The organism is Myxosarcina sp. GI1 (assembly GCF_000756305.1).
Lineage (GTDB): Bacteria > Cyanobacteriota > Cyanobacteriia > Cyanobacteriales > Xenococcaceae > Myxosarcina.
In genome coordinates this window covers 107,985-133,579 of sequence record NZ_JRFE01000006.1, presented here as the reverse complement: position 1 = coordinate 133,579, position 25,595 = coordinate 107,985, and the positions used below count along the sequence as shown (strand labels likewise).

Annotated in this window: 20 protein-coding genes; 8 read left to right on the top strand and 12 right to left on the bottom strand. The window is 39.7% G+C overall.

Annotation, left to right across the window (positions count from 1 at the left end; translation table 11 throughout):
* Nucleotides 1-61: 61 nt before the first annotated feature.
* A complete protein-coding gene (locus KV40_RS35565; protein ID WP_172657218.1) occupies nucleotides 62-202 on the top strand; it encodes a hypothetical protein in 141 nt (46 codons plus the stop codon).
* A 167-nt stretch (nucleotides 203-369) separates the two neighbouring features.
* Nucleotides 370-3,519 carry an efflux RND transporter permease subunit gene (locus tag KV40_RS02505; protein WP_036477680.1) on the top strand — a complete coding sequence of 1,050 codons (3,150 nt, stop codon included), beginning with the start codon at nucleotides 370-372 and terminating at the stop codon, nucleotides 3,517-3,519.
* Between the two features lie 113 nt (nucleotides 3,520-3,632).
* Here the strand turns inward: KV40_RS02505 and KV40_RS02500 are convergent, their stop codons facing one another.
* From KV40_RS02500 to KV40_RS02490, 3 genes are all read right to left on the bottom strand, one after another.
* Nucleotides 3,633-3,857, bottom strand: a complete 225-nt coding sequence (locus KV40_RS02500; protein WP_036477677.1) for a lipopolysaccharide assembly protein LapA domain-containing protein — start codon at nucleotides 3,855-3,857, stop codon at nucleotides 3,633-3,635.
* Nucleotides 3,854-4,207 (bottom strand): DUF4870 domain-containing protein, encoded by a 354-nt coding sequence (locus tag KV40_RS02495; protein ID WP_036477674.1) that lies wholly within the window; start codon nucleotides 4,205-4,207, stop codon nucleotides 3,854-3,856. Before KV40_RS02495 ends, KV40_RS02500 begins: the two co-directional genes overlap by 4 nt.
* 745 nt (nucleotides 4,208-4,952) lie before the next feature.
* Nucleotides 4,953-6,092, bottom strand: coding sequence for an acetamidase/formamidase family protein (locus tag KV40_RS02490; RefSeq protein WP_052055283.1), 1,140 nt, complete (start codon nucleotides 6,090-6,092; stop codon nucleotides 4,953-4,955).
* Between the two features lie 234 nt (nucleotides 6,093-6,326).
* On the opposite strand from KV40_RS02490, the gene pyk reads away from it, so the two are divergent.
* The 3 genes from pyk to KV40_RS02475 all read left to right on the top strand — a co-directional run bounded on the left by pyk (nucleotide 6,327) and on the right by KV40_RS02475 (nucleotide 12,511).
* On the top strand, nucleotides 6,327-8,084 hold the full coding sequence (gene pyk / locus KV40_RS02485) for a pyruvate kinase (protein ID WP_036478062.1): 1,758 nt from the start codon (nucleotides 6,327-6,329) through the stop codon (nucleotides 8,082-8,084).
* Nucleotides 8,085-8,199: 115 nt separating this feature from the next.
* Nucleotides 8,200-8,682 (top strand): hypothetical protein, encoded by a 483-nt coding sequence (locus KV40_RS02480; RefSeq protein WP_036477672.1) that lies wholly within the window; start codon nucleotides 8,200-8,202, stop codon nucleotides 8,680-8,682.
* Nucleotides 8,683-9,229: 547 nt separating this feature from the next.
* Nucleotides 9,230-12,511, top strand: coding sequence for a non-ribosomal peptide synthetase (locus tag KV40_RS02475; protein ID WP_052055282.1), 3,282 nt, complete (start codon nucleotides 9,230-9,232; stop codon nucleotides 12,509-12,511).
* A 31-nt stretch (nucleotides 12,512-12,542) separates the two neighbouring features.
* On the opposite strand, the gene lptB is transcribed toward KV40_RS02475, so the two are convergent.
* The 4 genes from lptB to KV40_RS02455 form a co-directional block, all read right to left on the bottom strand.
* Nucleotides 12,543-13,271 (bottom strand): LPS export ABC transporter ATP-binding protein, encoded by a 729-nt coding sequence (lptB, locus tag KV40_RS02470; RefSeq protein WP_036477669.1) that lies wholly within the window; start codon nucleotides 13,269-13,271, stop codon nucleotides 12,543-12,545.
* Nucleotides 13,272-13,709, bottom strand: coding sequence for an LptA/OstA family protein (locus tag KV40_RS02465; protein ID WP_036477667.1), 438 nt, complete (start codon nucleotides 13,707-13,709; stop codon nucleotides 13,272-13,274).
* 239 nt (nucleotides 13,710-13,948) lie between these two features.
* Nucleotides 13,949-14,431, bottom strand: a complete 483-nt coding sequence (locus KV40_RS02460) for a DUF309 domain-containing protein (RefSeq protein ID WP_036477664.1) — start codon at nucleotides 14,429-14,431, stop codon at nucleotides 13,949-13,951.
* Between the two features lie 14 nt (nucleotides 14,432-14,445).
* Nucleotides 14,446-14,814: a ferredoxin-thioredoxin reductase catalytic domain-containing protein gene (locus KV40_RS02455; protein ID WP_036477662.1), complete on the bottom strand. Its 369-nt coding sequence runs from the start codon at nucleotides 14,812-14,814 to the stop codon at nucleotides 14,446-14,448.
* Between the two features lie 520 nt (nucleotides 14,815-15,334).
* Between KV40_RS02455 and KV40_RS02450 the strand changes: the two genes are divergently transcribed.
* The gene (locus KV40_RS02450) at nucleotides 15,335-17,581 is read left to right on the top strand and encodes a response regulator (protein WP_253274138.1); all 2,247 of its coding nucleotides are present in this window, start codon (nucleotides 15,335-15,337) and stop codon (nucleotides 17,579-17,581) included.
* A gap of 130 nt (nucleotides 17,582-17,711) precedes the next feature.
* Here KV40_RS02450 and KV40_RS02445 read toward each other — a convergent pair whose 3' ends face one another.
* From KV40_RS02445 to coaE, 3 genes are all read right to left on the bottom strand, one after another.
* Nucleotides 17,712-18,035 (bottom strand): hypothetical protein, encoded by a 324-nt coding sequence (locus KV40_RS02445; protein WP_036477659.1) that lies wholly within the window; start codon nucleotides 18,033-18,035, stop codon nucleotides 17,712-17,714.
* A 15-nt stretch (nucleotides 18,036-18,050) separates the two neighbouring features.
* Nucleotides 18,051-18,236 carry a DUF4278 domain-containing protein gene (locus KV40_RS02440; RefSeq protein WP_036477658.1) on the bottom strand — a complete coding sequence of 62 codons (186 nt, stop codon included), beginning with the start codon at nucleotides 18,234-18,236 and terminating at the stop codon, nucleotides 18,051-18,053.
* A gap of 266 nt (nucleotides 18,237-18,502) precedes the next feature.
* Entirely contained in the window at nucleotides 18,503-19,105 is a 603-nt protein-coding gene (gene coaE / locus KV40_RS02435; protein WP_172657217.1) for a dephospho-CoA kinase, read from the bottom strand.
* A gap of 57 nt (nucleotides 19,106-19,162) precedes the next feature.
* Between coaE and KV40_RS02430 the strand changes: the two genes are divergently transcribed.
* Together KV40_RS02430 and KV40_RS02425 are read left to right on the top strand one after the other, a co-directional pair.
* The gene (locus tag KV40_RS02430) at nucleotides 19,163-19,573 is read left to right on the top strand and encodes a zf-TFIIB domain-containing protein (RefSeq protein ID WP_036477655.1); all 411 of its coding nucleotides are present in this window, start codon (nucleotides 19,163-19,165) and stop codon (nucleotides 19,571-19,573) included.
* 218 nt (nucleotides 19,574-19,791) lie between these two features.
* Nucleotides 19,792-22,320 carry a sigma 54-interacting transcriptional regulator gene (locus tag KV40_RS02425; RefSeq protein ID WP_036477654.1) on the top strand — a complete coding sequence of 843 codons (2,529 nt, stop codon included), beginning with the start codon at nucleotides 19,792-19,794 and terminating at the stop codon, nucleotides 22,318-22,320.
* A 57-nt stretch (nucleotides 22,321-22,377) separates the two neighbouring features.
* On the opposite strand, the gene KV40_RS02420 is transcribed toward KV40_RS02425, so the two are convergent.
* Both KV40_RS02420 and KV40_RS02415 read right to left on the bottom strand, forming a co-directional pair.
* Nucleotides 22,378-23,724, bottom strand: a complete 1,347-nt coding sequence (locus tag KV40_RS02420) for a hypothetical protein (protein ID WP_216595502.1) — start codon at nucleotides 23,722-23,724, stop codon at nucleotides 22,378-22,380.
* Between the two features lie 4 nt (nucleotides 23,725-23,728).
* The gene (locus KV40_RS02415; RefSeq protein ID WP_172657216.1) at nucleotides 23,729-25,591 is read right to left on the bottom strand and encodes a glycoside hydrolase family 55 protein; all 1,863 of its coding nucleotides are present in this window, start codon (nucleotides 25,589-25,591) and stop codon (nucleotides 23,729-23,731) included.
* Nucleotides 25,592-25,595 lie beyond the last annotated feature (4 nt).

Genomic DNA, 25,595 nt, shown 5'->3' with positions numbered 1-25,595 from the left:
ATACATAACATAATTGTTATTTTGTAGGAATTCTAGTTATTTAAATCTGGAGATATCGTTCGTGGCTAAACGCCGAAACCCTAAAAAAGAAAAAGCTGCTCGTAATAAAGCATATGCCAAAGCACTAAGTAAAAAATCTGCTTCTCGTTCGTCGTTTTCTGGAAATCAGAGATTTTCCCAGCAAGAAGATAAAAGCAGTTAAGTTTCTGGCATATTGTTTGATTAGTTCGAGCTAACTGTCAATAAATATATTTATTAAGCCCTATCTCATTGAGACAGGGCTTTTTTGAGCGGCAACACAAGTTATAGAAGGGCGAAGTTTTGTCCTTACGTTAAAATCGAATTGCCGCTCGCTTATGGCTCTCATTAATGAAATCAATCTCTATTAGCAGCATTGCTATTCAACGTCATATTGGAACTTTGATGGTTGCATTGGCGGCAATTGTAGTCGGCGTAGTCTTTATCTTCAGGTTACAGGTAGATTTATTGCCAGCTATTACCTATCCTCGTATCGGTTTGAGCCTCGATGTTCCAGGCGTTTCTACTGCCGTAGTGGTTGAAGAAGTAACCAAACCATTAGAAGACATTTTGAGTGCTACTGAAGGGATCGAACAAATATTTTCTCGTACCAGAGAAGGCAGCGTTCGTATCGATCTTTATTTTCAACCAGGAGAAGACATCGATCGCGCTTTAGCAGATGCTACGGCAATTTTTAATCGCAACCGCGATCGCGTTTTACCCGATGGAGTTGAAAATGCCAGCCTATATAAGTTTTCACCTTCGGAAGAACCATTCTATGAATTTGCAGTAGAGTCAGCTTCGTTAGACAATCTAGAATTAAGAATATTTGCCGAAGAAGAAATAGGACGAGAGTTAAACATCATTCCAGGTGTGGCTTCGGTAGAGGTATCGGGAGGATTGACCGAAGAAATTGGCATTGATGTAGATTTGCAGAGATTACAGGCTTTGGGAATTGGTTTTAATACCGTTGAAGAAGCTTTAGCCCAGGGCGATCGCGATTTGGCTGGCGGTAGGCTGCAAGGTGAAACAGGCGAACCTTTAGTGAGAACTACGGGTAGATGGCAAAGCGTCGCCGAAATTCGCAATCTTCGTTTGAATTTAGCTAATGAAGCAGGTGCTAGTAGACTGGTCTATTTAGAGGATGTGGCGCGTATTACCGACGGTACTGCAGAACAGCGGGTATTTGTCTCACTAAATGGCAAACCTGCAATTAAGGTTAGCGTGCAGAAACAACCAGAAGCTAATACTATTAGCGTTACTCAGGCAATTAAAACCAAACTGGCAAATATGCAAGCTGTAGGAACTATTCCTGCGGATATGCAGTTAATTACTACCAAAAATGAGGCGATCTTTATTCGTAATTCCATTGCCAATCTGATTACGGCAGGATTAATCGGTACGGTGTTGGCAGCGATCGCCGTCTTGTTGTTTCTGGGTTCTTTGCGTCAGACATTTATCATTGCTACGGCAATTCCCCTGGCGATCCTTACCGCCATTATTCTCATGAAGCTATTTGGCTTGTCAATTAACATCTTCAGTTTGGGCGGATTGGCATTAGGGGTAGGTATTGTCGTCGATAACTCCATCGTGATGCTAGAAAATATCGTGCTGACAGTTAGAAAACGAGGTAGAGATAACCGCAACTATCTGACAAATTCGATCGCAGCCAGCCAGGAAGTAGAGTCGGCATTAGTGGCATCTACCGCCACTAATTTAGTTGCAGTTGTGCCTTTTTTGTTAATTGGCGGTTTATTTTCTTTATTATTTCAAGAATTAATTTTAACCATTAGCTTTGCGATCGCGGCTTCTTTGCTGTTGGCTTTGACTGTAGTTCCGATGTTAGCCTCGCGTCTGTTGGGTATAAAACGCAGCAGCAAGATTGCTAAATTCCCCTTTTTAGTCTGGTTCGATCGCGCCTTTACTAGAGCAACTGAGAGTTATCGAAACATTTTAACGAGAGTAATTCGCCATCGCCTCATCGTCATCATTTTAGCCTTTGCCATATTTGGCGGTAGTAGCTATGCAATGCTACAGCAACTTCCCCAAGAAATTTTACCTTCTATAGATACGGGACAGGCACGACTTTATGCCAGCTTTCCCCCAGGAACCAATTTAGAAACCAATCGAAGGGTAATGCAAGCAGTAGACGAAATTTTATTGAATCAACCAGAAACCGAATACGCTTTTACTGCCGCAGGTGGTTTTTTATTTGGTAGTAGCACCATTGATAATCCTTTGCGTAGTTCTGGGACTATTACCCTCAAACCCAATAGTGATGTTGAAGCTTATGTCGAACGAGTCGAAAACCAATTTCAACAGCTAAACCTAGTCGATACTCGCTTGGTTGTTTTTCCCGAATCGGTTAGGGGTTTGACTCTAGATAATTCTCCTGTAGACGAAGATATCGATTTAATTTTACAGGGAGCAAATCTCGACCTACTAGAACAAACTGGTAATGAGGTTTTAGAAATGTTAGATAATCGCGCTACTAAAGCCCGCTATCGCACTCGCAACGATCCCAGACCTCTAGAAGTCCAGATAATCCCCGATCCCGCCCGTTTGGCAGATTTAGGATTGACCGTAACCGATTTGGGAACGACGGTACAAACTGCAATTAGCGGTACTGTCGCTACCCAACTACAAAGAGGCGATCGCCTGGTAGATGTGCGAGTTCGCTTGAATGAAAGTTCTCGTCAGTCTATTACAGAATTAGAGCAGCTACCAATACTGACAAACCGAGGCGGTACGATAAATCTACAGGATGTGGCTTCGATAACTCTAGCCGAAGCACCAGGAGAAGTTCAAAGACTCGCCCAACGTAACGTCTTTATCATTGTCGGTGAATTTAATGAAGAAGCTGTCTTTAGTGAAGCAATGGCAGAATTACAGTCAATTATGGCTGAAATCGAATTGCCAGACGGCATTAATATTTTGCCCAGCTATGCAGCCAACTCCAGTCAGGAAGTGCAAAACTCGCTTAAGATTTTGGGAGGTTTGGCGGTTTTTCTAGTATTTGTAGTGATGGCGGTTCAGTATAATTCTCTAATCGATCCTTTGATAATCTTATTTACCGTTCCTCTGGCTCTGGCAGGAGGCATTTTGGGATTGTATATTACTGATACTGCCGTTGGTGCCACTGTCTTAGTAGGTGCGGTTCTTTTAGTAGGAATTGTGGTTAATAATGCGATCGTTATGGTGGAACTCGCCAATCAGCTACGACAGGAACAATGCGATAAGCCTAACGGACAGGGCTATACGCCGGGCTGTGCTTCGCTACGCGCTACGGCAATTATAAGTGCGGCAACCGCTAGACTGCGACCGATTTTGATGACTACTATTACGACAGTTTTAGGAATGTTTCCTTTAGCTCTCGGTATTGGTGAAGGAGCAGAACTCTTACAACCATTGGGAGTTGTAGTTTTTTCCGGTTTGGCTCTGGCAACTTTGCTGACTCTATTTATAGTTCCCTGCTTTTATGTCTTGCTGCATGGAAAATGAGACGAAGAGTAATGAATAACAAATAAGTTTTACTTTATTGTCAACTACCCACTAACTACTATTTATTGCTTCACTTCTCTAAAGCCTAATATTATTTCCTACTATTTATCTAGTTAATACTGTCTTCTCCGTCTTTGCCACAAAAGCGGCATTAACGAACCCAAGATTGTTCCTACACCCACACAAAAAGCTAGCAACACTCCTACAGGAATAGAAATTGACTCAAAGGTGATAAATTTAAGGGATACAGGTTGAATATTTTGGATCGAAAAAATGGCGATCGCCCCCAGCCAGAGGGCGAACGACAGTGAAACCAGCAATTTGACGAAAGTTTTCATATCAGACGGAAGATAAAGGGATAGCGGAAAGCTTTGTCTGGACTGTTAAGAGTATGAATAACTGCCCAAATTGATAGACCCCAATGATAGATTAACCAAATAGGCGCGAGAATTAGACCTAATAAACCAAAGGTAATAAAAGACAATACGGTAATTACAACTCCAATTGCCCAAACGTTAAGATGAAAGTTAATCGCTTCGGTAGCGTTTTCTTTAACGATCGCATCTTCAGAGACAAACATAATTGCCACGGGAATACCAATAGAAACAATAAGCGCACTAATAAATATAGAAGCGTGACAACCAGCCGAGAGTAACTTACGCTTATCTAAATCCGAACCTGCCTGCATGTACTAACCTCTTGTATTACTTCGAGCGATTATTTTTGTTTTATTTTACCGCTTTTTAATAATCAGTATCTTCTATTTAAGTAAATTCTACTAACTAATATTTGTACTATACATACTCAATCATGTTTTTTCGGTAAAATTGCTGGCGACAAAGTTAATAGCTCGGATTTATGTTTGAACAGCAAAAAAAAATCATATCTCACAATTTTTTTTGCTAACCATATAGATAGACTTAAGCGTCGTAAATTTTGCCGTGTGTTAGCAGCCAATAACGCACGGTTTTTCTTTTAAGCTTCTCAATCTTAAATATTTTTTAATGTTATCGACACCGTATAAACATAGATTTGGCAAATTTAAATCAAAAATTACTTCATTAAAAATACTTAACTATAGCTAACAATGTTATTCAGTTTTGTTTGCGTTTCCTACTAAATATTTATCAGCTTTGAAACTTGCTTGTTTTTATTAGACATAATTTCTGGTGCAGAAAATGACACGCTCGATTTTGAGATAGATGTAGATGCAGACATAGAAGCTGAAAATAATTTTGGTTCCCCAACATCTTTATCGAGCTAATTGTGTTAAATTTTATGGCTAATTTTTTTTAGGATTTCTTTGGGAATTAAAAAGTTTTTCTTTTGATATCGCAATAGCAGAGCATTGTTTGACAAACAATGAATACTTTTAAGGATCTACTGTAATTCCCAAAGAAATTATATCCGCACATAGTTTTTAAATACTATATTTACTCATTCACTAAAGCTGGTTGCAAAACTGCCTTGGGAATAACGCCATGAATTCCTTTAACAATATCAACAACTTGAGAAACTTCGTAGTCAACCGCCGCACTGCCAAATAATAAAGCATCTTGCTTGGTAATACCATATTCTTCTTCCATAATGCGGAGTGATTCTCTGACTGCTTTTTTCATTGCTTCGTCTAGATCCTCATCCAAGCCAATCGCCAACCAGGCATCTTCAGTTTCTCCCATTGGACCATCTAACGGTTTGTTTTTATGAACTATTAGTTCAAAAGTAGGGGTAAGAGAACATTCGATCGCGGTAAGGGCAACTTCCCCATTACCTTGAGCGCAGTGGGGATCTCCCGTATAAAATAATGCTCCTGGAACCTGTACTGGTAGGTAAATACTAGAGCCTACGGTAAGACGTTTGATATCGATGTTGCCACCGTATTTACCTGGAGGCACCGAGTTTACCGCTTCTTCTGGATCTGCAGGAGCTACACCCATAATGCCCATAAAGGGTGCGAGGGGAATTTCAATGTCTGGTTTGTCATTACTAGGGCGAAAGATACCCACTCCTCTTTCTATATCTAGAGGAATCACTTTGGTATAGATTTCAGCATCGTTGAGAGGATATTCTCCTGGTAGAGAACCTTTACTATGGCGATTGGAAATTACACCATAGGGAACGCGATAATCGATATTAACCGTTTTGATTTCTAATACGTCTCCTGGTTCTGCACCTTCTATATAGACTGGACCAGTAATTACATGAGGTCCTGGTGCAGTTCTTTCAATTTGACTTTTAACCGCTAGTTGGTCGGGTAGGATATCTTGTTCGGCAATTCCTGCCGAGGTAAAAAACTCTACTGTATCTCCCTGGTCTGGTAAAATGCCTTCGTGAGAAACCGTTTCAATAGTAACGCGATCGCCTGATTGCACAGTCATAATTGGTTGACTATCGGGTTTGAATAATTCTCCCCAAACAACGTTTTCTGGTGTCGATTTGATGACTAGCGGTTCTTCAGCAGCATTAACAGAATTAGAAATTATTTTAGAAGTTGAGAGTAAACAAGAAATTGAAGCAATAGCTGCGATGGGCAAACGGCGATTGAAATTGAGAGCAAATAGGGTTTTTTTCATTAATAATCTCGATTTTTAGTCCAGAATTGAGATTATCTTTAAGAAAAAATTGCGGTTTGTTTGTATTGTAGACTACACAAGCTCTACTTCCTGCTTATTTTCTTAACCACTCCTGCAAAAGTAGTAGCAGATATGCAAGATTAAAATACTCAAATCCAGTATAATTTTCCTTTAACGCGCCAAAAAATCATGTCTCATTTGAGAGAGAACCCCTATATATACTAGATGAAAGCAATGCGATCGCCAAAATCTCCTCGCCGAACCAAAATTGTTGCTACTGTGGGACCTGCTACTCTCGAACCTGATACCCTGCGTCGGCTGATTAAAGCAGGAGCGACAACTCTGAGAATCAACTTTTCACATGGTACGCAACAAGACCATCAAAAAGCCATACGATTGATTCGTCAGACAGCGTTTGAACTAAATCAACCCGTAGGAATTTTACAAGACTTACAGGGACCAAAAATTCGTTTGGGTAAATTTGCCTGCGGTAAAATTATGCTGCGATCGGGCGATCCCTTCGTGCTTACCAGTCGTCCCGTCGAGTGCAATACCGAAATTGCCTCGATCAGCTATAGTAAACTAGCCGAAGAAGTTCCCGAAAATGCCGTAATTTTACTCGATGACGGTAAAGTCGAAATGGTGGTAGAAAAAGTCGATCTTGCTGCTCGAAGCCTTCACTGTCGGGTGGTTGTAGGAGGAGAGCTTTCTAGTAATAAAGGGGTTAATTTTCCTGGTGTGTTCCTCTCGGTCAAAGCTCTGACAGACAAAGATCGCGAAGACTTGATGTTTGGTTTGGATCAGGGAGTAGATTGGATCGCTCTCAGCTTTGTCCGCAATCCACAAGACATTCTCGAAATTAAAGATTTAATTGCTAGTGCGGGTAAATCCGTTCCCGTAATTGCCAAAATTGAAAAACACGAGGCGATCGAACAGATCGATGCGATTCTTTCTCTCTGCGATGGAGTTATGGTTGCCAGAGGCGATCTTGGTGTTGAGTTACCCGCTGAAGACGTACCAATTTTACAAAAAAACTTAATCGCCAGTGCTAACAAATTGGGCATTCCTGTAATTACCGCCACGCAAATGTTAGACAGCATGGTCAACAATCCCCGTCCTACTCGCGCTGAGGTTTCCGACGTTGCCAATGCGATTTTGGATGGTACTGATGCTGTAATGCTATCTAATGAAACTGCTGTAGGTAAATTTCCCGTTGAAGCCGTAGCTACAATGGCACAAATTGCCTGTCGTATCGAAAGAGAACAAAAGCCTAAAGTATTTGATACTCATCCCAAGCGATCGATCACTCATGCAATTTCAGCGGCTGTCGGACAGATCGCAGCACAGTTGGGAGCAGCGGCAATTATGACTTTAACTAAAACGGGTGCTACCGCTCGCAATGTCTCTAAATTTCGCCCTAAAACTCCCATATTAGCTATTACTCCTCACGTTTATGTAGCTCGGAGGCTACAGTTGGTTTGGGGAGTAAAACCGCTTCTGGTTTTAGATCTTGCTTCAGCCAGTCAAACTTTTCAGGCAGCAATCAATGTAGCTCAAGAAAAAAATTGGCTATTTGCAGGAGATTTGGTGGTCATGACCGCTGGAACTTTACAAGGGGTTTCGGGTTCTACCGATCTAATTAAAGTAGAATTAGTTAAAGCTTTATTGGGTCAGGGTACTGGCATCGGTCAAGGTTCGATTAGCGGTAGAGCCAGAGTTGCCCATGATGCTCTAGAAATTAATGATTTTAATCCAGGTGAAATTTTAGTCGCACCCAGAACTAATGCTCAATTTGTCGATCTGATTCGGCAAGCCGCAGGAATCATTACTGAAGAAGACAATCTTACCAGTCATGCGGCAGTAATCGGTTTGCGTTTGGGTATTCCTGTAATCGTCGGCGTTAAAGATGCTACAGAAACTATTCGAGAAGGAGCGATTTTAACCGTAGATGCCAAGCGTGGTCTAGTTTATTCGGGAACGATGGAGGGATAATACTTCGGACAGAAATCTACCTTTGGCTTAATAGAAATTTCTTTTAATACAAGAGAATATAGCAATCGTACCTATCAAAATTAAACAATTCTTCTAAAGATAGGCAAAAATAGCTATGGCAAACTTTCAAAGAGCAATAGGCATCTTTCAAGATCGTGCAGATACTGAAGCTGCATTAAAAAAACTCGACGCTTCTCATTATTCTTTAGAGCGAGTTTTTGTTATTGCTCAAGACTTGGAGACAGAAAAAAAAATCGTAGATACTCAATCGTGTAAATCTTTACGCGATCGCTTCGATACTCGAATTAGTAGCGTTACTCCACAAAACTCTAGCACTGCTAGCGAAACGGCAATCGATTTAACTCAAGCTTTGATTCACTTAGATATTCCTGTTGATACGGCGCGAGTTTATAACGATCTGGTTAATAAGGGTGAATATCTAGTAATGATAGAAGGAAATGAAGCCGATATATCAGGTGCGGAAACAATTTTGCAAGACTATAGGGTTCGAGAATGGGTCATTTATGAAGTTATTCGAGAACATCCCGAAGTAATTGTTGTAGATCGCCGTCATCATAGCCGCACAAAGCAACAATGAACAACGAACAATGAGCATTGAACACATCGATTTTGCTCATTAATAACTAATAATTGTTATTAATACAAAAGTTCTTATACCCAATCGATCTTTGTTCTACAAGATGATTAGAGATGGTAAGGCAACCTTACCTTTTTTCACCTTCTATGTTGATAACTTAACGAAATAAATTGTATGTCATAAAGCCGTAGAAAAATTACTTCTACGGCTTGTCTGCTTGCCAGCAACTCTTTAATAGAACTGGAGTTCTATTGGTTGGTAAGGCTTTCGAGATTTTTAAACGGTTGCTCTATCTATAGTACTAGTAGCAAAAAACTGCTGTATATTTGTGTCTTATCTAAATTTTTTCCTAAATATTATAAATAATGGTTAAATAATATTTAGACTTCGAAATTTATTGTCAGCTATTATCGTCGCTATTGCACTTAAAATGAATGCAAATTTTGTTTTAAACGTATATAAGAAATACGTGGCTTTATTTTATGTGTTAATAGAACGCCATTGCTAACACATAAGTTTTTTTTATAATACAAAGACAAAAATATCGGTGGAAAGCGACAAATTACCAATTGTAGAATTACCCACAGACATACCGCGATCGAGTCTTAAAACCTACAAACAAGCCAGTCAAAGTTTACTTCTCGATCGCCGACAGTATGATTTATTAAGATATTCAGACAAATTCGTATGTAGCAAATTATCTACTAAATTGCTCGCCGCTTTTTATTTGCTGCTCGATCGCTACACGAGCCAAAAAGATATCGCTATAGGAACTCAAATTTTTGCCGATAAAGATTTTCAGTCGAGCATTGTGCGCTTGCAGTTAGAAGACGATCTCAATTTCGATCGACTAACCCTCAAACTCGAACGAGCGATCGCGCTTTCTCATAAATCCAATATCGATTTAGTTACTAATAATTTTCATTTAATTCGAGTATTTTTTCAGTTTAAAAGTAGCGATTTACAGAGCCAAACAAATTACTTTGATACAGAAAAATTAGATCTAGACTTAATTTTAGAAATTATCGAAAAAACAGAAGGTTTAGCTTGTAAGTTTGCTTATAATTGCAATTTGTTTAAAGCTCAAACAATTGCCAGAATGCTAAAACACTGGCAAACCTTACTTGAAGGAATTATCGCCAGTCCTGAAAGCAATATTATCGATTTACCTTTATTAACTGCTGCCGAACAACAGCAGATTCTGACAACCTGGAACGATACTAAGACCGATAAAAATCTTAATTTTTTATGTCTCCATCAGGCAGTAGCAGCACAAGCTCGAAAAACGCCAGAACGAATTGCTTTAGTTTTTGACAACCAAGAGTTTACTTACAGAGAACTAGACGAGCGAGCTAATTTACTCGCCGCATACTTACAAGAATTGGGAGTAAAATCAAACGTTTTGGTGGGTATTTGTGTCGAACGTTCGCCCGAAATGATAGTAGGAATATTAGCAATACTTAAAGCTGGTGGTGCTTATGTGCCTCTCGATCCGACTTATCCAGTCGAACGTTTGAACTACATGGTAGAAGATACCAAACTAAGTGTTTTACTAACTCAAAGTAATCTTAATTTAGATTTAACTATTTCGCAGTCGCTACAAATCGTCTATCTAGATCGAGGTATAAATTCCTTCGCTCAAAGCAGTTGCGAACTAACAAGTTACCTGGCTCCTAATAATTTAGCTTATGTGATTTATACTTCTGGTTCTACGGGTAAACCTAAAGGAGTACAAATCGAGCATCGCACGGCAGTTAATTTATTAACTGCAATGATCGACGGTAAGCCAGGGATTGCTGCCGAAGATACTTTATTATCAGTGACGACAATTTGCTTTGACATTTCCGTTGCTGAAATTTTTCTGCCTTTAATAGTAGGAGCGAAATTAATTATAGCCAGTCGTCGAGTTGCAGCAGATGGCAGACAATTAGATCGAGTTTTGTCGCGACATAAAGTTACGATCGCGCAGGCTACCCCAGTAACTTGGCAATTATTATTAGCTGCGGGATGGCAAGGCAGTCCTCAATTAAAAATTCTCTCTGGTGGAGAACCACTATCTAAAGACTTAGCCGAGCAGTTATTACCTATATGCGATCGCCTTTGGAATATGTACGGTCCTACAGAAGCAACTATTTGGTCGTCTGCTTGTGAAGTTACTGCTTCAGACTTTATTTCCATCGGTCGTCCTTTAAATAATGTTAAATATTATATTCTCGATCGCCATTTGCGACCCGTACCAATTGGCGTACCTGGGGAGTTACATATCGGTGGTGATTGTTTGGCAAGGGGTTATCTCAATCGACCCGAACTGACCGCAGCTAAATTTATCCCAGATCCTTTTGACAAGAGAACGGAAGCTCGCCTATATAAAACTGGAGATTTAGCTCGTTATTTGGAAGACGGGACGGTAGACTGTTTGGGTCGTCTCGACCGCCAGATTAAAATTCGTGGTTTTCGCATTGAAGTTGGCGAAATCGAAGCAGTTATTAAGCAACACCCCAACGTTACAGAGGCAGTTGTTATTGACGTTAATGACTCGTCAGGGAATAAAACTTTAGTTGCTTATGTGGTTGTCGCAAGCCAAAGTCCTTCTCCCCAAGAACTGCGGAATTTTCTCAAGCAACAGTTGCCAGCCTACATGATTCCCACTGCCTTTGTAACTTTAAACAGTTTGCCCCAAACTCTCAACGGTAAAATAGATCGCCTGGCTCTACCGCCAGTAAATTTACGCGATCGCGCCATCGATGATGAATATGTCGCTCCACGCGATCGCTTAGAAGCAAAACTAGTTCAAATCTGGGAAAAAATACTTCAGGTTAGTCCCATTGGTGTAAAAAGTAATTTTATCGATTTGGGGGGTAATTCGATCTTAGCGATGAATTTAATAGTCGCAGTCGAACGCACCTTAAATAAAACCCTATCTATAGAAACTCTATCGACGTTAAATACTATCGAACAAATGGCGACAAGCTTGCGCTCGAATCGCTCTGTTAATGACTTGCCAATTTTTTCTAGTATTTCGCCCGAACAAGCTAGATTATTGTTAACTATTGTTGCGGGTCGCGGTGGTAAGCGCAATCGTCCTAACTCGTTGATGGTAGCAGTACGCGATCGCAGTATTAAACCGCCGCTATTTATCTGCGCTAACGCCTACGATGAAATCGCTTCATTAGCTAAATATATCGACCCAGAACGAGGTTTGTATTTTTTAGAGTCTGGTTACTATGCAATTGAAGGCACTAGCCGCCAAATCAAAGAACTAGCCGCCTATCATCTACGTGATATTTTAGCCGTACAGCCCGATCCTCCCTATTTTTTCTGTGGCTATTCTTTTGGCGGTTTTCTGGCTTGGGAAATTTGCCAACAGCTTAAAGCGATAGGCAAACCGGCAGCGATGCTATTTTTGTTAGATACTTTTGGCACTCAGCCAAGCTATCGACTATATCAGCACCTTGACTATACGCTGCGGACTAATTGGAATCGGTTAACTCGTCTTTTGGGAATTACCGAGTCTCCCTCCGTACATAGTCAGACAAAATCCCGTTCCCATCTCGATCGCTCTCTTGCCGAGCGACGAGATTCTTATATTATTCGACCTTACGAACTACCAGTATCTTTATTTGTGGCAACTAAAGCCAGTTATCATTCGTTTTTTAGCCGTAAACTCGCTTTATTATTGTTTCCTACCCTTGGTTGGCAACCAACAATTGCACCCCAGCTAAAAGTTGCCAAAGTTCCAGGCGATCATTTTTCTCTACTACAAGAACCGAATGTTAGAGTATTAGCAACCAGATTAAATAATTATTTAATACGGGAAGAATTAAAATAGACTTCTTATACGAATGAAATCAGAATTCTGCTCAAATTTTAAAGCTATCTCCCAGATAATACTTTTTGACTAAAGGATTATCGTATAGTTCTTCTGTCGTACCAGAAGCAAGAATTTGACCGTCTCGCAAAACATAAGCGCGGTCGGTAATAGCTAAAGTTTCACGAAAATTGTGATCGGTAATCAAAATTCCCATAGCGCGATCGCGCAATTTGGCAATAATTGTTTGCATTTCTGCTACGGCAATAGGATCGACTCCTGCAAATGGTTCGTCTAACAGTAAGTATTTTGGTCCGTCAATGCCAGCAGCTAAAGCTCTAGCTAGCTCGGTGCGCCTTCTTTCTCCCCCAGATACTTGAGAACCGAGAGTAGTGGCAATTTTTTCGAGGCGAAATTCTTTGAGAATCTGCTGGAGGCGAATTTCTCTAGCAGAATGAGGGATACCTGTTTGTTCCAATACCAATAAAATATTATCGCGAACGCTCAAATTGCGAAAAATGCTTGGTTGTTGGGTAAGATAACCAATACCCAACCGCGCTCTTTGATGCAGGGGAAGCTTGGTAATATTGCGATCTCCAAGTAAAACTTTACCTTCATTAGGAGCGACAGTTCCCGTAGCCACATAGAAAGTGGTAGTTTTACCAGCACCATTAGGACCTAATAAGCCAACTATTTCTCCTGGTAAAACGCGGAGATTGACACGGCTGACTATAGCTTTTTTTCCATAAGATTTATGGATATTTTTTAAAAATAAACTCACTTAATTATTAAGCTGTTCTTCGCTATTATCGGGAATTGGTTCGGTGACGATATATGTCGATTCTACCTGGCGATTGTCTTTAGGAGTAGCAATAAACTTACCTTCATCAACTAAATAGGTTAGAGTTTCGGCTCGCATACTGTTGCCCTGTTGCAAAACATATACATTGCCGGTCAGTACCAAACGCCGTTCGCGAGTAAAATATTGTGCTTGTGCTGCTGTTGCCTGAAGCTGTTTGACTGGATAGTCTATTTTGACATTACCCCTGGCCGTAATTACTCCAGTTTCGGAATTAGATTCTTGAACGTCAGAACGAAGGGTAATCGCTCCTCCCGAACTTGTATTCTGCGCCAACACACTAGCAGGAGTAAAAGCGATCGCGACTACTGTAATAATTTTTAATATTCTATTGCGAAAAGATCGCCAGCTTGCAGACATAATTCTTAATAATAAGACTTACCAATAGATTGGTGTGTGAGTTATTTGTCATTTTAAAAGCCCCTAACTAACGGGGCTAACTTTGCTAAAAACTTGTACCCCGTCGGTTTCGATGCTAGATAGCAGGTTTTAAAATATCGATAGCGTGAGTTATTTTTGTCTGACAAGTTATATACTTCACTTGCTCTTGACGAGTTATTTAGCGTTACGGTTCCCCTAATGCGGCTCATTTTATAGTTCTAACCCTGGGCGCGATCGGAGACTTTCAGAATGTAAGGAAGTTGACAACCATGAGTCAGATCTATTTCACGTTCGTTAGATGAGTGGAGTGTATTTGCAAGTTCCGCAGACGCTCGCTCGCTACTTTGCTGTTGTTTGGCTGCTAACTGGCAATAAAACTCTTCTGCTCGCTCTGGATCGAGTTGCTGTAGATTGTGCAACAGCTGAATACTCTGATGCAGCAATAACTCGACATCGATACCGTGATAGGAAGGTTGGTAATCGTACAATCGTCTAATACCTTCTCCTAACAGCATTACCGCACCCCGCCAGTTATAGTTACCGAGATGGTAACACGCTACAGCAATTTGTAAGACTCCCTGATAAAATCTCTTGTCTAATTCTGAAGCTTCGAGCCAAATAGCTTCGAGAGTATCGTGACAGGCATAAAATTGCCGTTGATTAAACTCTTCTATACCCTGCCAAAATGCTGGAGATGACATTTATTAAAATTCAATTAAGATTGCGTATTTTCGCGAACTTCTTTAATCATCTCTAGCTCGATTTCTTGTTTGTCGCCAGCAAATTCGTTGTCTGGAGTAATAAATAACATACAGTGACATTCTTTTCTTTCTCGCATTGGAACACAGGGACAGTTCCAGAAAGTATTCTTTACTTCGGCTTGTTTATCTTCATAGTGACGGCAAGGGCATAAAGGTGCTCCTAGTTCGTCTTTATGTCTTGCCAATCCTTCAATTACTACAGCAGTTACAGACAAGTCACTACAAAAATAGGTATCAGTACTTCTAGCATACTGTTGGGCAAACTTGGTCATTGACTGTAAAGTTTTGTCTGGATTTTTGGCGGGAGATTTGGCTGAACTCATAAAAAATATCGGGATTTTAAAGTAAAAAAAATTGATGTCTATCTACTGTATTGTAGAACAATCAGCTACTTGTTATGAATTGTTACTGTAGCACAAAGCTACGACGCAATCGTAGCATTCTAACCTTCATTTAATGTCTAGTTATCAAAATATTGGTTATAGTCGAATTAATTAAATTGTGAGATTATTTTAGCGATCTGGGCAAAATAATACCGACTATGTTTTTAGTTTGAGTAATTTCTTGTAAGCATAAGCGGAGTAATAGTGTAAAGCGAAACATTGAGTATGATTGCGAGTTGCAAACATGGTTATTCAATAATCTAGATTTGGTTTGCCAGCAACAATCTCTCGAATTTTGAAATCGCAATCCTATTTGACCATTGGTAGAATTTGTAGATCTGTTTTGTAGATCTTTGCCAGTATGTGGTGAAAACTCAACTTTTGGTAGTCTCACAGAGATTGTTCTCAAAAAGTTCGGAAATTTCGCAATACTAAATTTTCTAATAATTTATATAGACCTATGATGAACCTAACTAGCAACAATGGCGATCGCGAAGCGTATCCTTCGGGTAACCGCACTAGTCTACAGCAAGAAACTATAAAAATTGCGATTGTAGACGATCAAAAAATGATTCGCGAAGGTCTAAGAGCTTTGATTCAGACAGATAAAGACCTGGAAATAATCGATATGGCAAGTAATGGCAAAGAAGCCATTAAAAAATTAGAGAGCATTCGACCTGATGTCTTGCTAATGGACATGGAAATGCCAGGCATGAACGGAGTGGAAGCTACTAAAATAATCTGTCAAAAGTTCCCTCACGTCAAAGTACTAGTTTTAAGCACATTTGATAACCAGGAATATGTTTCTAGCTCTCTTAGTTGTGGCGCAATGGGTTATTTGCTTAAGGGAACCCCAGCTAAAGAACTCACCGACGCAATTAAGTCGGTGCATCGCGGCTACGCACAGATTGGACCTGGAGTTTATCGCAATTTGGCGATGTTACCCAAAAAAAACGGTACCGAATCAACTGCCGCTCAATCTTCTCTAGCGGCGCAAACCGCATCAGGCGATCGCCCAGCAACTAATACTTTTAGCCAGCTAGTCGGTACGAATAGCCAAGAAGATTCTTCCGCTCTTGCCAGACGTTCGGACTCGTTCGCCCCCGAAAAGTTCGAGCAGACAGTTATGCTGCGACAATCGCCTAAATGGTCGCGGGCTATTATTTGGGGTATTGTAGGTGTGACGGTATTTACGGTTTTCTGGGCGGCAGTCGCTAAAATCGAACAGGTAGTTCCTGCCCAGGGACAAATCAAACCCATTGGCAAACTCAAAGAAATTCAGGTACCTACCAATGGCGTGGTAGAAGAAGTAGCAGTAGAAGAAGGAGAAAGAGTACAAAAAGGCGATTTATTATTGGTTTTAGATTCGACTACTTCTCAGGCACAGTTAGACTCTTACCAACAAGTTCGTCAGTCACTCCAACAAGAAAACAAATTCTATCGGGCTTTAATGAACGGCGAAATACAGCCAGAGCGAGTTAGCGAAGCGGTTAACAAACTCAAACTTCCTAGTGAAATAACCTCTCTAACCCGCAATCGCGCCGAGTTGCAGGCTGAAAATCAGTTGCTTCGCGCTCAGTTAGGAGGGAATGGTAATAATCTTTCTGCCGAACAAAGAAGCCGACTGAGAATATCTGAAGCCGAACTAAATTCTCGGGTGGCTGCTGCGAGATTAGAAGTCGAACAGCTAGAAAGACAGCTAAATCAAAATCAACTACAGCTAGGTGATAATAGAGAAAAACTAGCTACAGCCAAACAGGTCTTGGCAGAAATCGATCGCCGCAATCAAGAAACAGTTGCTCAAGCCGAGGAAAGCTTGAAAATCGAACAAGAAACTCTAGATTCAATCGAGCCGTTGGTAAAAGAAGGTGCGCTATCTAAAATTCAGAGCGATAGACAGCGACAGGAGGTAAACGACCGCCGCGCTACCTTGATGCAGCAAAGAGCCGAAGGCACGATCGAGCGCGATCGCCAACAGCAAGAGGTAACAACTACCCAAGCAGAAATTCAGCGTTTGTTAGAAGAAGAACAAAGATTGCGCTTAGATATCAATCAGGCGCAAGCAGAACTTACTAATACGTCAGCCCTGTCAGAAAAAGAGATTCTCGATAGAATTGCCGAAAATCGCCAGCGTATTGCCGATATTGACAGTCAGTTAAATAAAAGTATTGTTGAGAATGACAAGCAAATTGCCGAACTTAACAGTCAAGTTAGCGGTGCCAAACAAACCCTAAAATATCAAAAAATAGTTTCTCCCGTCGATGGCGAAATCTTTGACCTGAGAGCCTATCCTGGCTATGTTCCTCCAGCAGGTCAAGCGGCAGAACCAGTTTTACAAATCGTTCCTGAAGACGAACTAGTAGCCGAAGTATTTATCAAACCAGAAGATATTGGGTTTGTACGCCAAGGAATGGCAACGGATGTTAGAATTTCTGCTTTTCCCTACAGTGAGTTTGGCGATGTAAAAGGGGAAGTAACGTTTATTAGTAAAGATTCTTTACCGCCAGAACCACCTTATGATTTTTTCCGCTATACCGCCAAAGTTAGTTTAGACCAACCATTCCTTACTATTAGAGGTGAAAAAGTACCTTTACAGTCTGGTATGGGCGTTCAGGCAAACATCAGAGTTAGAGAAAATCGCACGGTTTTGAGTTTGTTTAGCGAAAAATTCTTTACGGGACTAGATAAGTTTAAGGAAGTTAGATAAAAACAAGTAGAAAGTAGAAATCAGTTGAGTCTTATAGCTTTCTTCAGTCTTTCTAATTTCTCTAAGTACTCTAAAGCCGTTCGACAAAAAAAGGCGCGTAATGCGCCTGGGAGCTTGTTTGAAAGATAATTTAGCGTTCTATGAGGCAATTATGGCTAGAAACAGGAATATATTTCCTAACGCGATCGCGCTTCGCGTGCTGGCTTTGCCAATCGCCAAAACTTGCCGTTAAAATTTTTGCCGATGGTGTTTCGATATCTAATCGGCATTTTGTAGAAATATTGCTATGAGACAGGCGATTTCCTCGATGAGCTTGAGATTCAAAACTAGTTATATGCCGAAGATAGGGATAGGGGCGATTTGGCAAACGATGTTGATGAGTAATCTCAAATTCATCAATTTCTAAAGTAGGTGTTTTATCTGCCCCATCTATACAAAAATAGTGTATTTTCATTGACTGAAACCAGCTTTAATCTTTATGGTAGGGAATGCCACGATAGGTTAGCTGGTTTTTGTCATGGCGGTGACGGTGTTCTTCTCTAAAATGATGTACTTTCCAGGGTTTGCCGCGATACAAACCGCCGTCTTTGCCTTCGGTGACTTTCCAGTCTGTGGGCATTTTTTCATAGTTTTTGCCCATAAATTGTAATTTCATGCGATTGTTCCTCCAATTGCTTATTTTCTCAAGTAATCTTGAGATTTAGATTTGATTTAAGGCGATTGCTAATTGTTTCTCAAATCGGTGAGAAAAATATAATTCTCACCGCTCGTTTTTCCCTCATAAATCATAATCTATTTTTTCTGTAACGGTTGCTACAGTTTATTGATAAACTAAAAACTTAACTAAAACTTTATACTTACGAAATTACACGTAAAATTTGTTCTTTTGTAAGATGGCGATCGCTGCTACGAATCTTACACTTAATCGCTTGACTTTACTGCTTTATCTACCTGGTGCAATAGAAAGTCTCTATTCGTATTATTGCATAATACTATATTTGCTCGCTCGATTTTATCAGCTAGAGGAAACCGAGCGTCAATCCGTGCCAGAGCCTGTTCTCTAGACAGACCATCGCGTTGTTGTAAACGTTCGATTTGGATAGCGCGATCGCAATAAACTACCCAGATTTCAGTTACTAAATTGGTTAAATTAGCCTCAAACAATAAAGGAATGGCATAAACCAAAGTCTTATCATGTAAGTTTTGAGACTCACTGTTAAAGCGATCGCGCACAAAAGGATGAATTTGGCTTTCTAGCCAGCGTTTTTCGTCAGAGTTATTAAAAATAATCTCTCCTAAAGCCGAGCGATTTAAACTACCATCGGCTAACTTCAGGCGATCGCCATAGCGAATAAAAATAGCTGTCAAAATTGGCGAACCTATAGCTACTGCCTCTCTAGCATATAGGTCAGCATCTAATACGGGAAAATTGTACTTAGTAGCTAAATAATTAGTAACTGTAGTTTTCCCCGTAGCAATACCACCAGTTACTCCAATTATTCTTCTTGACAGATTCTTTATCATTAATTACGGTCGATTCAGATAAGCTAAGAGATAACCAGTGCAATACCAGTAAAACTGATGAATGCTCTTGAGTGTCCTAGGTGCAACGGTCTATTAAAAACAGTTATTTATCATAATGTAGAAGTAGACCGCTGCGCTCGATGTCATGGAATTTGGTTTGATTCTTTAGAAGCAGAAACCTTAAAAACGATTGCAGGTTCGGAGATATTGGATATTGGCAGTGTCAATTATAGCGCGCCGAACGATTTAACCAGTATCGATATTCGGTGTCCGCGATGCGAGGAAACTATGATTCAGATAGTAGATATAGATAAAGAGCGACTATGGTACGAAAAATGTCCCGATTGCCAGGGAATTTGGTTATATGCAGGAGAATTTACTCAGTTCAAACGCAATTTTCAGTCTAAGAGTATAAAAAATTTAGCGGCACGCCTGATAAATAAGCTATTGTTTTGGCGATCGCCATAATTTAATTAAAAAACTCAAGAGATAGTTATGGAGAGCGAAGCAAAACCCCTTTTTGCGCTTGTTCTAAACTTTAGATAGATTAATTATTACTTGTCAGCTAAAAAACCAAAAATGCGAATCGCGCCTTATGCGCTGTCGGAGTTTAAAGGACTTGCTTTGCCAACGCCAACGCCAATCGCCACATTTCAAACAGCAAGAGTATTTGGGAGCAAAAGATTATGAGTTTTCCCGATTTAGCAAATTTTTTACAGGAAAGAACTGCATTAAGTGGTCTATCGACAGAATTCTTAACAGAAATAGCAGAACTTTTAGAAACCAAAACTATAGCAGGCGATCGCACTATTATTAAGGAAAATGAAGCACCAGAAGGCTTGTATATTTTAGAAAGCGGTCATTTAGAAAGTAACAGTCAAATTCCGTCACGCAATCTGAGTTTTTTACCAGGCTCGGCTTTAAATTTATATGCCTTGTTGTTAGATAAGGATACTGAATATACAGCTAAAACTAAAGATGAATGTCAGCTATGGTTTGTAGCAGCAGATAAATTCAAAGAATTAGTTGCTCGCTATCCCGAAGTAACGCAAAACTTTTCTCAACAACTAGCTACAGAAGTCAAAGAATTATCCGAACAATTAGTTTTCGAGCAAGAACGCCAGCAAATTTTAAGACCTTATTTAGTCAGTCGTGCCAGACGAGGCATTATTGGTAGAAGTCGCTACGCCGTTCGCCTGCGATCGCAGATTAAAGAAGCTGCAACCAATCGAGATTCGGTTTTGATTTTTGGCGAACCAGGACTAGAAAAAGACAATATTGCAGCATTAATTCACTTTGGTTCTAGCGATCGCCGTCAGCCGATCGCTCAGTTAGACTGCGCTAAAATTCAAGCTAGCGGTGCGGATTTATTTGGCAGAAGCGGTGGTAAACCAGGACTTATTGAAGCCGTAGGCTCGGGGACTTTAGTACTGAATAATGTCGAACAGTTGCCTCCAGAATTATTGCCTGCGATTGCTAAATTACTAAAAACTAAAACATATACGCCAATCGATCGTTCGTCAGAGAAAACACCAGCCCCCAAACAATCTCAAGCTCGCATAATTTTGATTTCAGAAAAAAATATTTCTCAGATAAATTCTGAAGTAGATACTTCAATTAAAGTTCCACCACTAAGAGTTAGAAAAGCCGATTTAGACGAACAAATCAAATATTACGTCAACTTAATCGGTAAAGAAAAATCTTCTAAAAAACCATTACTGACATCAGAAGCATTGAGAAAACTACAGGCTTATGACTTTCCTAATAATTTAAGAGAGCTAGAAAGTACTGTAGAAAGAGCCTTAACCCAACTTCAGGAAAATGAAAATATTACTGAAGAAGTCGTCTGGCAATCTCAATCCAGGAAAAAACAAAATCGTCTTAATTTATTAGATAAATATCCCAAACTACGGCATTTTTTACGCAGTGATTGGTATCCCGATAGAATCAATTATTGGTTTACTGCTGCTTTTTTTGCCTTCATCGTTGCAGTTTTATTTCTCGCTCCTCAAAACCGACAACAAAACTTTGCCCTCAATATATTTTGGGCTTGGTGGTGGCCTTTGGTATTACTTGGTTTCCCTTTTTTAGGAAGAATCTGGTGTGCTTTTTGTCCGTTTATGATCTATGGCGAAATTACCCAAAAAATTTCCTTATATTTGTTTCCCCGCAAATTAAAAAAATGGCCCCGTCAAACTGCTGAAAAATGGGGTGGTTGGTTTTTATTTGGCTTGTTTGCTTTAATTTTATTGTGGGAAGAACTTTGGGATTTGCCAAACACCGCTTATTTGTCTGCCTGGCTGTTGCTAATTATTACCGCAGGAGCAATGATTTGTTCGGCTATTTTTGAACGTCGCTTGTGGTGTCGCTATTTGTGTCCGATTGGCGGTATGAACGGTATGTTTGCCAAGCTGTCGATGACCGAATTGAGAGCGCAACAGGGAACTTGCTCTGCTGAATGTACTACCTATCAATGTTACCGAGGAGGACCACAAAAAGGCGAAGGTATGGCAACGGGTGGATGTCCTCTTTATTCTCATCCAGCCCAGATGGAGGATAATCGAGACTGCGTATTATGTATGACTTGCCTCAAAGCCTGTCCCCATCGTTCGGTAGAATTTAATCTCCGCCCGCCTGGAATTGAGTTATGGACTAGCCATACCGCCCGTAGTTATGAAGTCGCCTTACTATTTTTGCTGTTGAACGCGGTGTTTTTACATCATTTACCAGAAATAGAAGCCAGACTAAATTTGAATTTGCATTTAGATCGATTTACCAATCATGGATTAATAGCGATTGTGGTACTGTTTCTGCCCGCGATTTTACCCTTGTTGGCTCAAGGTTTTATGAGGGAGATCGCCTTAGTTAATAATAACTTCAAAGCTTATTCTTTTATCGAGCTTGCTTATGGTTATTTACCTTTGGTATTAGCGGGTAATCTAGCTCACTATTTGCGTTTGGGTTTGAGTGAAGGAGGAAAAATTTTACCAGTTACGATGGCGACTTTTGGTTTGAATGGAGCCAATTTACCTATTTTAGTGGCGCATCCTGCCGTAATTGCTTTTTTACAGGGAACTAGTTTTATTTTTGGCGTACTCCTATCAATTTTGCTAACACAACAAATAGCTCGTCAACCGCTAAAGTTTTTATTACCACAGCATTTAACAAGTATAGTTTTGGCGATCGCCATGTGGCAAGTTATTGTAGGTTTTTAAGAAATCATTACTATAGATAATCAAAATCAGTTTCTTTCTTCTAAAATAAGCTTTAAGTTAAGTTTTAAGATTTTGTTCTTGCCACTGTAAACCAATTAGCATAGAGGTAAATAACATATAACCAGGTTCTTCCATTTGCGTAAAAATTAGACCGACAGCAAAAACAACCAGCATAAAAAATTTTGATAACTCGCCTACGCAAAGATGACGCCAAACAATAGAAGCTAAATATAAATACGAACCCAGCCCTGTAAAGCCTAAATCTCCCCAAATACCAGCCCAGCCAAAAAAAGGATGGTATAAGGTAGATTCTAAAGCAATCCAGTTACCGTAATAAGCTAACCAAGCATCATAACTGGCAGGATGAGTAGTTCCATGAAGGGGAATAAACAAGTTACTATAATCTTGAAGAAACCAACCCCCCATACGCCCAAATGTATGACCGGGACCAAGACCGAAAAGCCAGTTTAAAAGAGAGGTATAGTAAGAAGTAGCAATTCTAAAAGGTGCGGTTTTTATTTCTCTAGCTGCTCCACCAGGTCCCCATTCCTGCAATTTATCTATTCCATTTTTAAAAGCAGAAAAAGCTTCTAAGTTGTTTGCACACCAAATAAAAACAGAGAAGCCTATAATTACAGCTATCACATACAATAAAGTTTTACCTAAATCTTTAGTATTAGCGAGGGCTAATATTGCAAATGCCAATCCACTAGCAATTATTATTTGTTTGGAGTCAGAAATAATAAGTTGTAAAAAAGCTGCTCCCAACCAAGCAAATCTAAACCAAATATTAGTTGTTCTAGCTGAAAAAAAGTAATACAAACCAAATTTTAGAGAGACTGTAGCCGAAACATAATTACCTGCACCCGAAACAAAAAAAACTCCCTGTGCCCCATCTGTTCCGTCAAATCCTTCTGCATTAAGTTTGCCGCTATCTATAAGTGGTTTTTGGATAAAGGCTAGCAGCAAGTTAATTGAAGCACAAATAAGCAAAAACTTTTTAAAAAACTTGAGTTTGGCAGCTGAAATAGGTATACAAACTATTGCCAGTAAAAGCATAAAAGGCTCTGCCAATAGAAGATAGTCTATAATGGCATTAATCGCACCTGCTTGATTTACCAATGCGCTAGCAAACATTGCGAAAAGAAAGACAAATAAACCAGTTAAAAGTTTATAAGAAATAGCAATTTGCTTTATTGAATTAGTTTTAGTTTGAGTAATTGCTACCAACAAAGCAAAAGGAACACTAATAAAATGAGCAAAATTAATCAATGAGGGGAATCCCACTGCTGCGAGAATACGAGGAAAAAATGAAGTAGCAAAAGCAAACAAAATGAGGTTTGTGCTTGTAATAAAACCTTTTTGCTTTGTTTTTTGGTTTTTAGTAATGCTTTTATTATTCAATGAATTAATCAGCCTCAAGTGTCGAGCGGTAAAGATCCATAATTACTAAACCTGGAATAACAACTTTCTCCTGTCGGTCATTTTGAATTTCCAAAGCTTGAAAATTTCTTGCTTTGCCAGGTGCCCAGGCATATTGAAGATATGAAGCCGATGTTGAAGCATTCTTAGTAATCAAGTATGGTACTTCTGGCTTATACTCATCGGGACTGTAGTGATCGCGAAAAAAACCACCCAATAGCTCGGTTTGACCGCCGTTTTGTGTCAAAACGTTAATTGCAGGAGCTTCGGTTTTGGTTCCCAATACCCACATCTTGGCACCATTGTTAACTGCATACGTCAGTTCGGGATCTGATTCTCCTAGAGTAAAAGGATTGTTCTCTGGATTCCACTGTCTCAACCAAATAGAACCATTCCCCTTGAGACGCAATTCTCCCAGCCATTCATCCATATAAATTTCTCCCGACCAGCTACGGTTGGTAGTAACCTTACTTTTAACTGCGGGACTTCCAGAATATTTTAGATATACAGGGCGATCGCTAGCAACTTCAAAAGCAATAGCAGTATGAGGCCATGCTGCTATATCGAGTGTTTCTATACTAATTGGTTTAGAAGTATTTCCAACTAGACGTAACATTGGGCGATCGACAAATATCTCTGTTCCTGAAATACCACTATGTTGACCGATAATTCGTCTTACGCGAGAAGGGACTTCGATTGTATCTGTTATATTGTAAGTCTTATTCCCAGGAAAAAATATGGTTCTCGCTCCTGAATTCATTGCCGCTTGTACTGCTGCGGTATCATCTTCTCGTGAATCATCAGGGACTATCCACTTCTCAATGGGTTCTATATACGGAACTGGAGAATTTTTAATAGCAAGTTTTAAATGACCTTGTCTCTTAGGAGCAATGATTGTCGAAGTGGAAGAATTACTATATTTTTCGTCTACTTGTTTTTCAGCTATTAATTGACCTTGATCCTTTAACACAGAGGTGTAAGTACCTTCAACACGAACTCCTCGCAGGTAATAGTGTCCTTCATTCTCAATAGCTGCCAAGTTACTAGTAGCTTCTCTTGGAAGTCCAAACAAACTGGCGTTTACTAAAACCAAATGAGAATGAACATGGGAGCTATTATGTACCGTTGGTACTTTATTTTCGCTTTTCAAACCCTCAATAGAAACAGGCATATTGTTTTCAAAACCAATCGCATTTTGCTTTTTTAAAAAAATACCTTGAAATACGGCATTTGAGGGACTAGCTGGAGTTTTGATACCAATATCAAAGCCTTCGATTGTCACATTTTTTATTAGTCCAGGTCCAAATTCTGTTTCTGAGAGATCTAAACCAATCGCACCAGAAAAATCTTCAGATCTAACAGTGACATTTTCAATTGCTCCAGTATTATGAGTATTATATTGAATACCAATCGCTTTTTGATTGCCTTTACCAGTATTTATAGTTAAATCTTTAATATAAACTCCAAAGGTTTGATTGTTGTTATAAATACTGTGAAACACAGGTTTAAGCATTTGAGTAAACTCAAGACTGTCATCTTTTAGTCGAATGATTGTTTGACTTTCGTTGCTTCCTCGAATATTTTTAAATCGACCCAATTGAATCGTGTTATTTACTAAATAAGTTCCTTTCGGAAAAAAAACTGTTTGAAAATTGCGAGTAGTAGCATTAAGAGCTTTTTGAATAGCTATAGTATCGTCAGTCGTACCATCGCCTTCTGCACCAAAATTTTTGACATTTAACTGGTCGCCACTAGCAGGAAATTCGATTTCTGTATTGGCTAAAACAGAGATTGTCGAATTAAAATTTATTGGAAACCTAAAAACAAATAGATTTAATAGAAATATCAACAAA

Bases quoted from the DNA above. Each gene is read 5' to 3' on its own strand.
- KV40_RS02455 (WP_036477662.1), bottom strand. From the start codon at position 14,814: ATGAGTTCAGCCAAATCTCCCGCCAAAAATCCAGACAAAACTTTACAG.
- coaE (WP_172657217.1), bottom strand. From the start codon at position 19,105: ATGATAAAGAATCTGTCAAGAAGAATAATTGGAGTAACTGGTGGTATT.
- KV40_RS02465 (WP_036477667.1), bottom strand. From the start codon at position 13,709: ATGTCTGCAAGCTGGCGATCTTTTCGCAATAGAATATTAAAAATTATT.
- KV40_RS02490 (WP_052055283.1), bottom strand. From the start codon at position 6,092: ATGAAAAAAACCCTATTTGCTCTCAATTTCAATCGCCGTTTGCCCATC.
- KV40_RS02495 (WP_036477674.1), bottom strand. From the start codon at position 4,207: ATGCAGGCAGGTTCGGATTTAGATAAGCGTAAGTTACTCTCGGCTGGT.
- KV40_RS02430 (WP_036477655.1), top strand. From the start codon at position 19,163: ATGAATGCTCTTGAGTGTCCTAGGTGCAACGGTCTATTAAAAACAGTT.
- KV40_RS02460 (WP_036477664.1), bottom strand. From the start codon at position 14,431: ATGTCATCTCCAGCATTTTGGCAGGGTATAGAAGAGTTTAATCAACGG.
- KV40_RS02445 (WP_036477659.1), bottom strand. From the start codon at position 18,035: ATGAAAATACACTATTTTTGTATAGATGGGGCAGATAAAACACCTACT.
- KV40_RS02505 (WP_036477680.1), top strand. From the start codon at position 370: ATGAAATCAATCTCTATTAGCAGCATTGCTATTCAACGTCATATTGGA.
- KV40_RS02450 (WP_253274138.1), top strand. From the start codon at position 15,335: ATGATGAACCTAACTAGCAACAATGGCGATCGCGAAGCGTATCCTTCG.
- KV40_RS02480 (WP_036477672.1), top strand. From the start codon at position 8,200: ATGGCAAACTTTCAAAGAGCAATAGGCATCTTTCAAGATCGTGCAGAT.
- KV40_RS02425 (WP_036477654.1), top strand. From the start codon at position 19,792: ATGAGTTTTCCCGATTTAGCAAATTTTTTACAGGAAAGAACTGCATTA.
- pyk (WP_036478062.1), top strand. From the start codon at position 6,327: ATGCGATCGCCAAAATCTCCTCGCCGAACCAAAATTGTTGCTACTGTG.
- KV40_RS02440 (WP_036477658.1), bottom strand. From the start codon at position 18,236: ATGAAATTACAATTTATGGGCAAAAACTATGAAAAAATGCCCACAGAC.
- KV40_RS02500 (WP_036477677.1), bottom strand. From the start codon at position 3,857: ATGAAAACTTTCGTCAAATTGCTGGTTTCACTGTCGTTCGCCCTCTGG.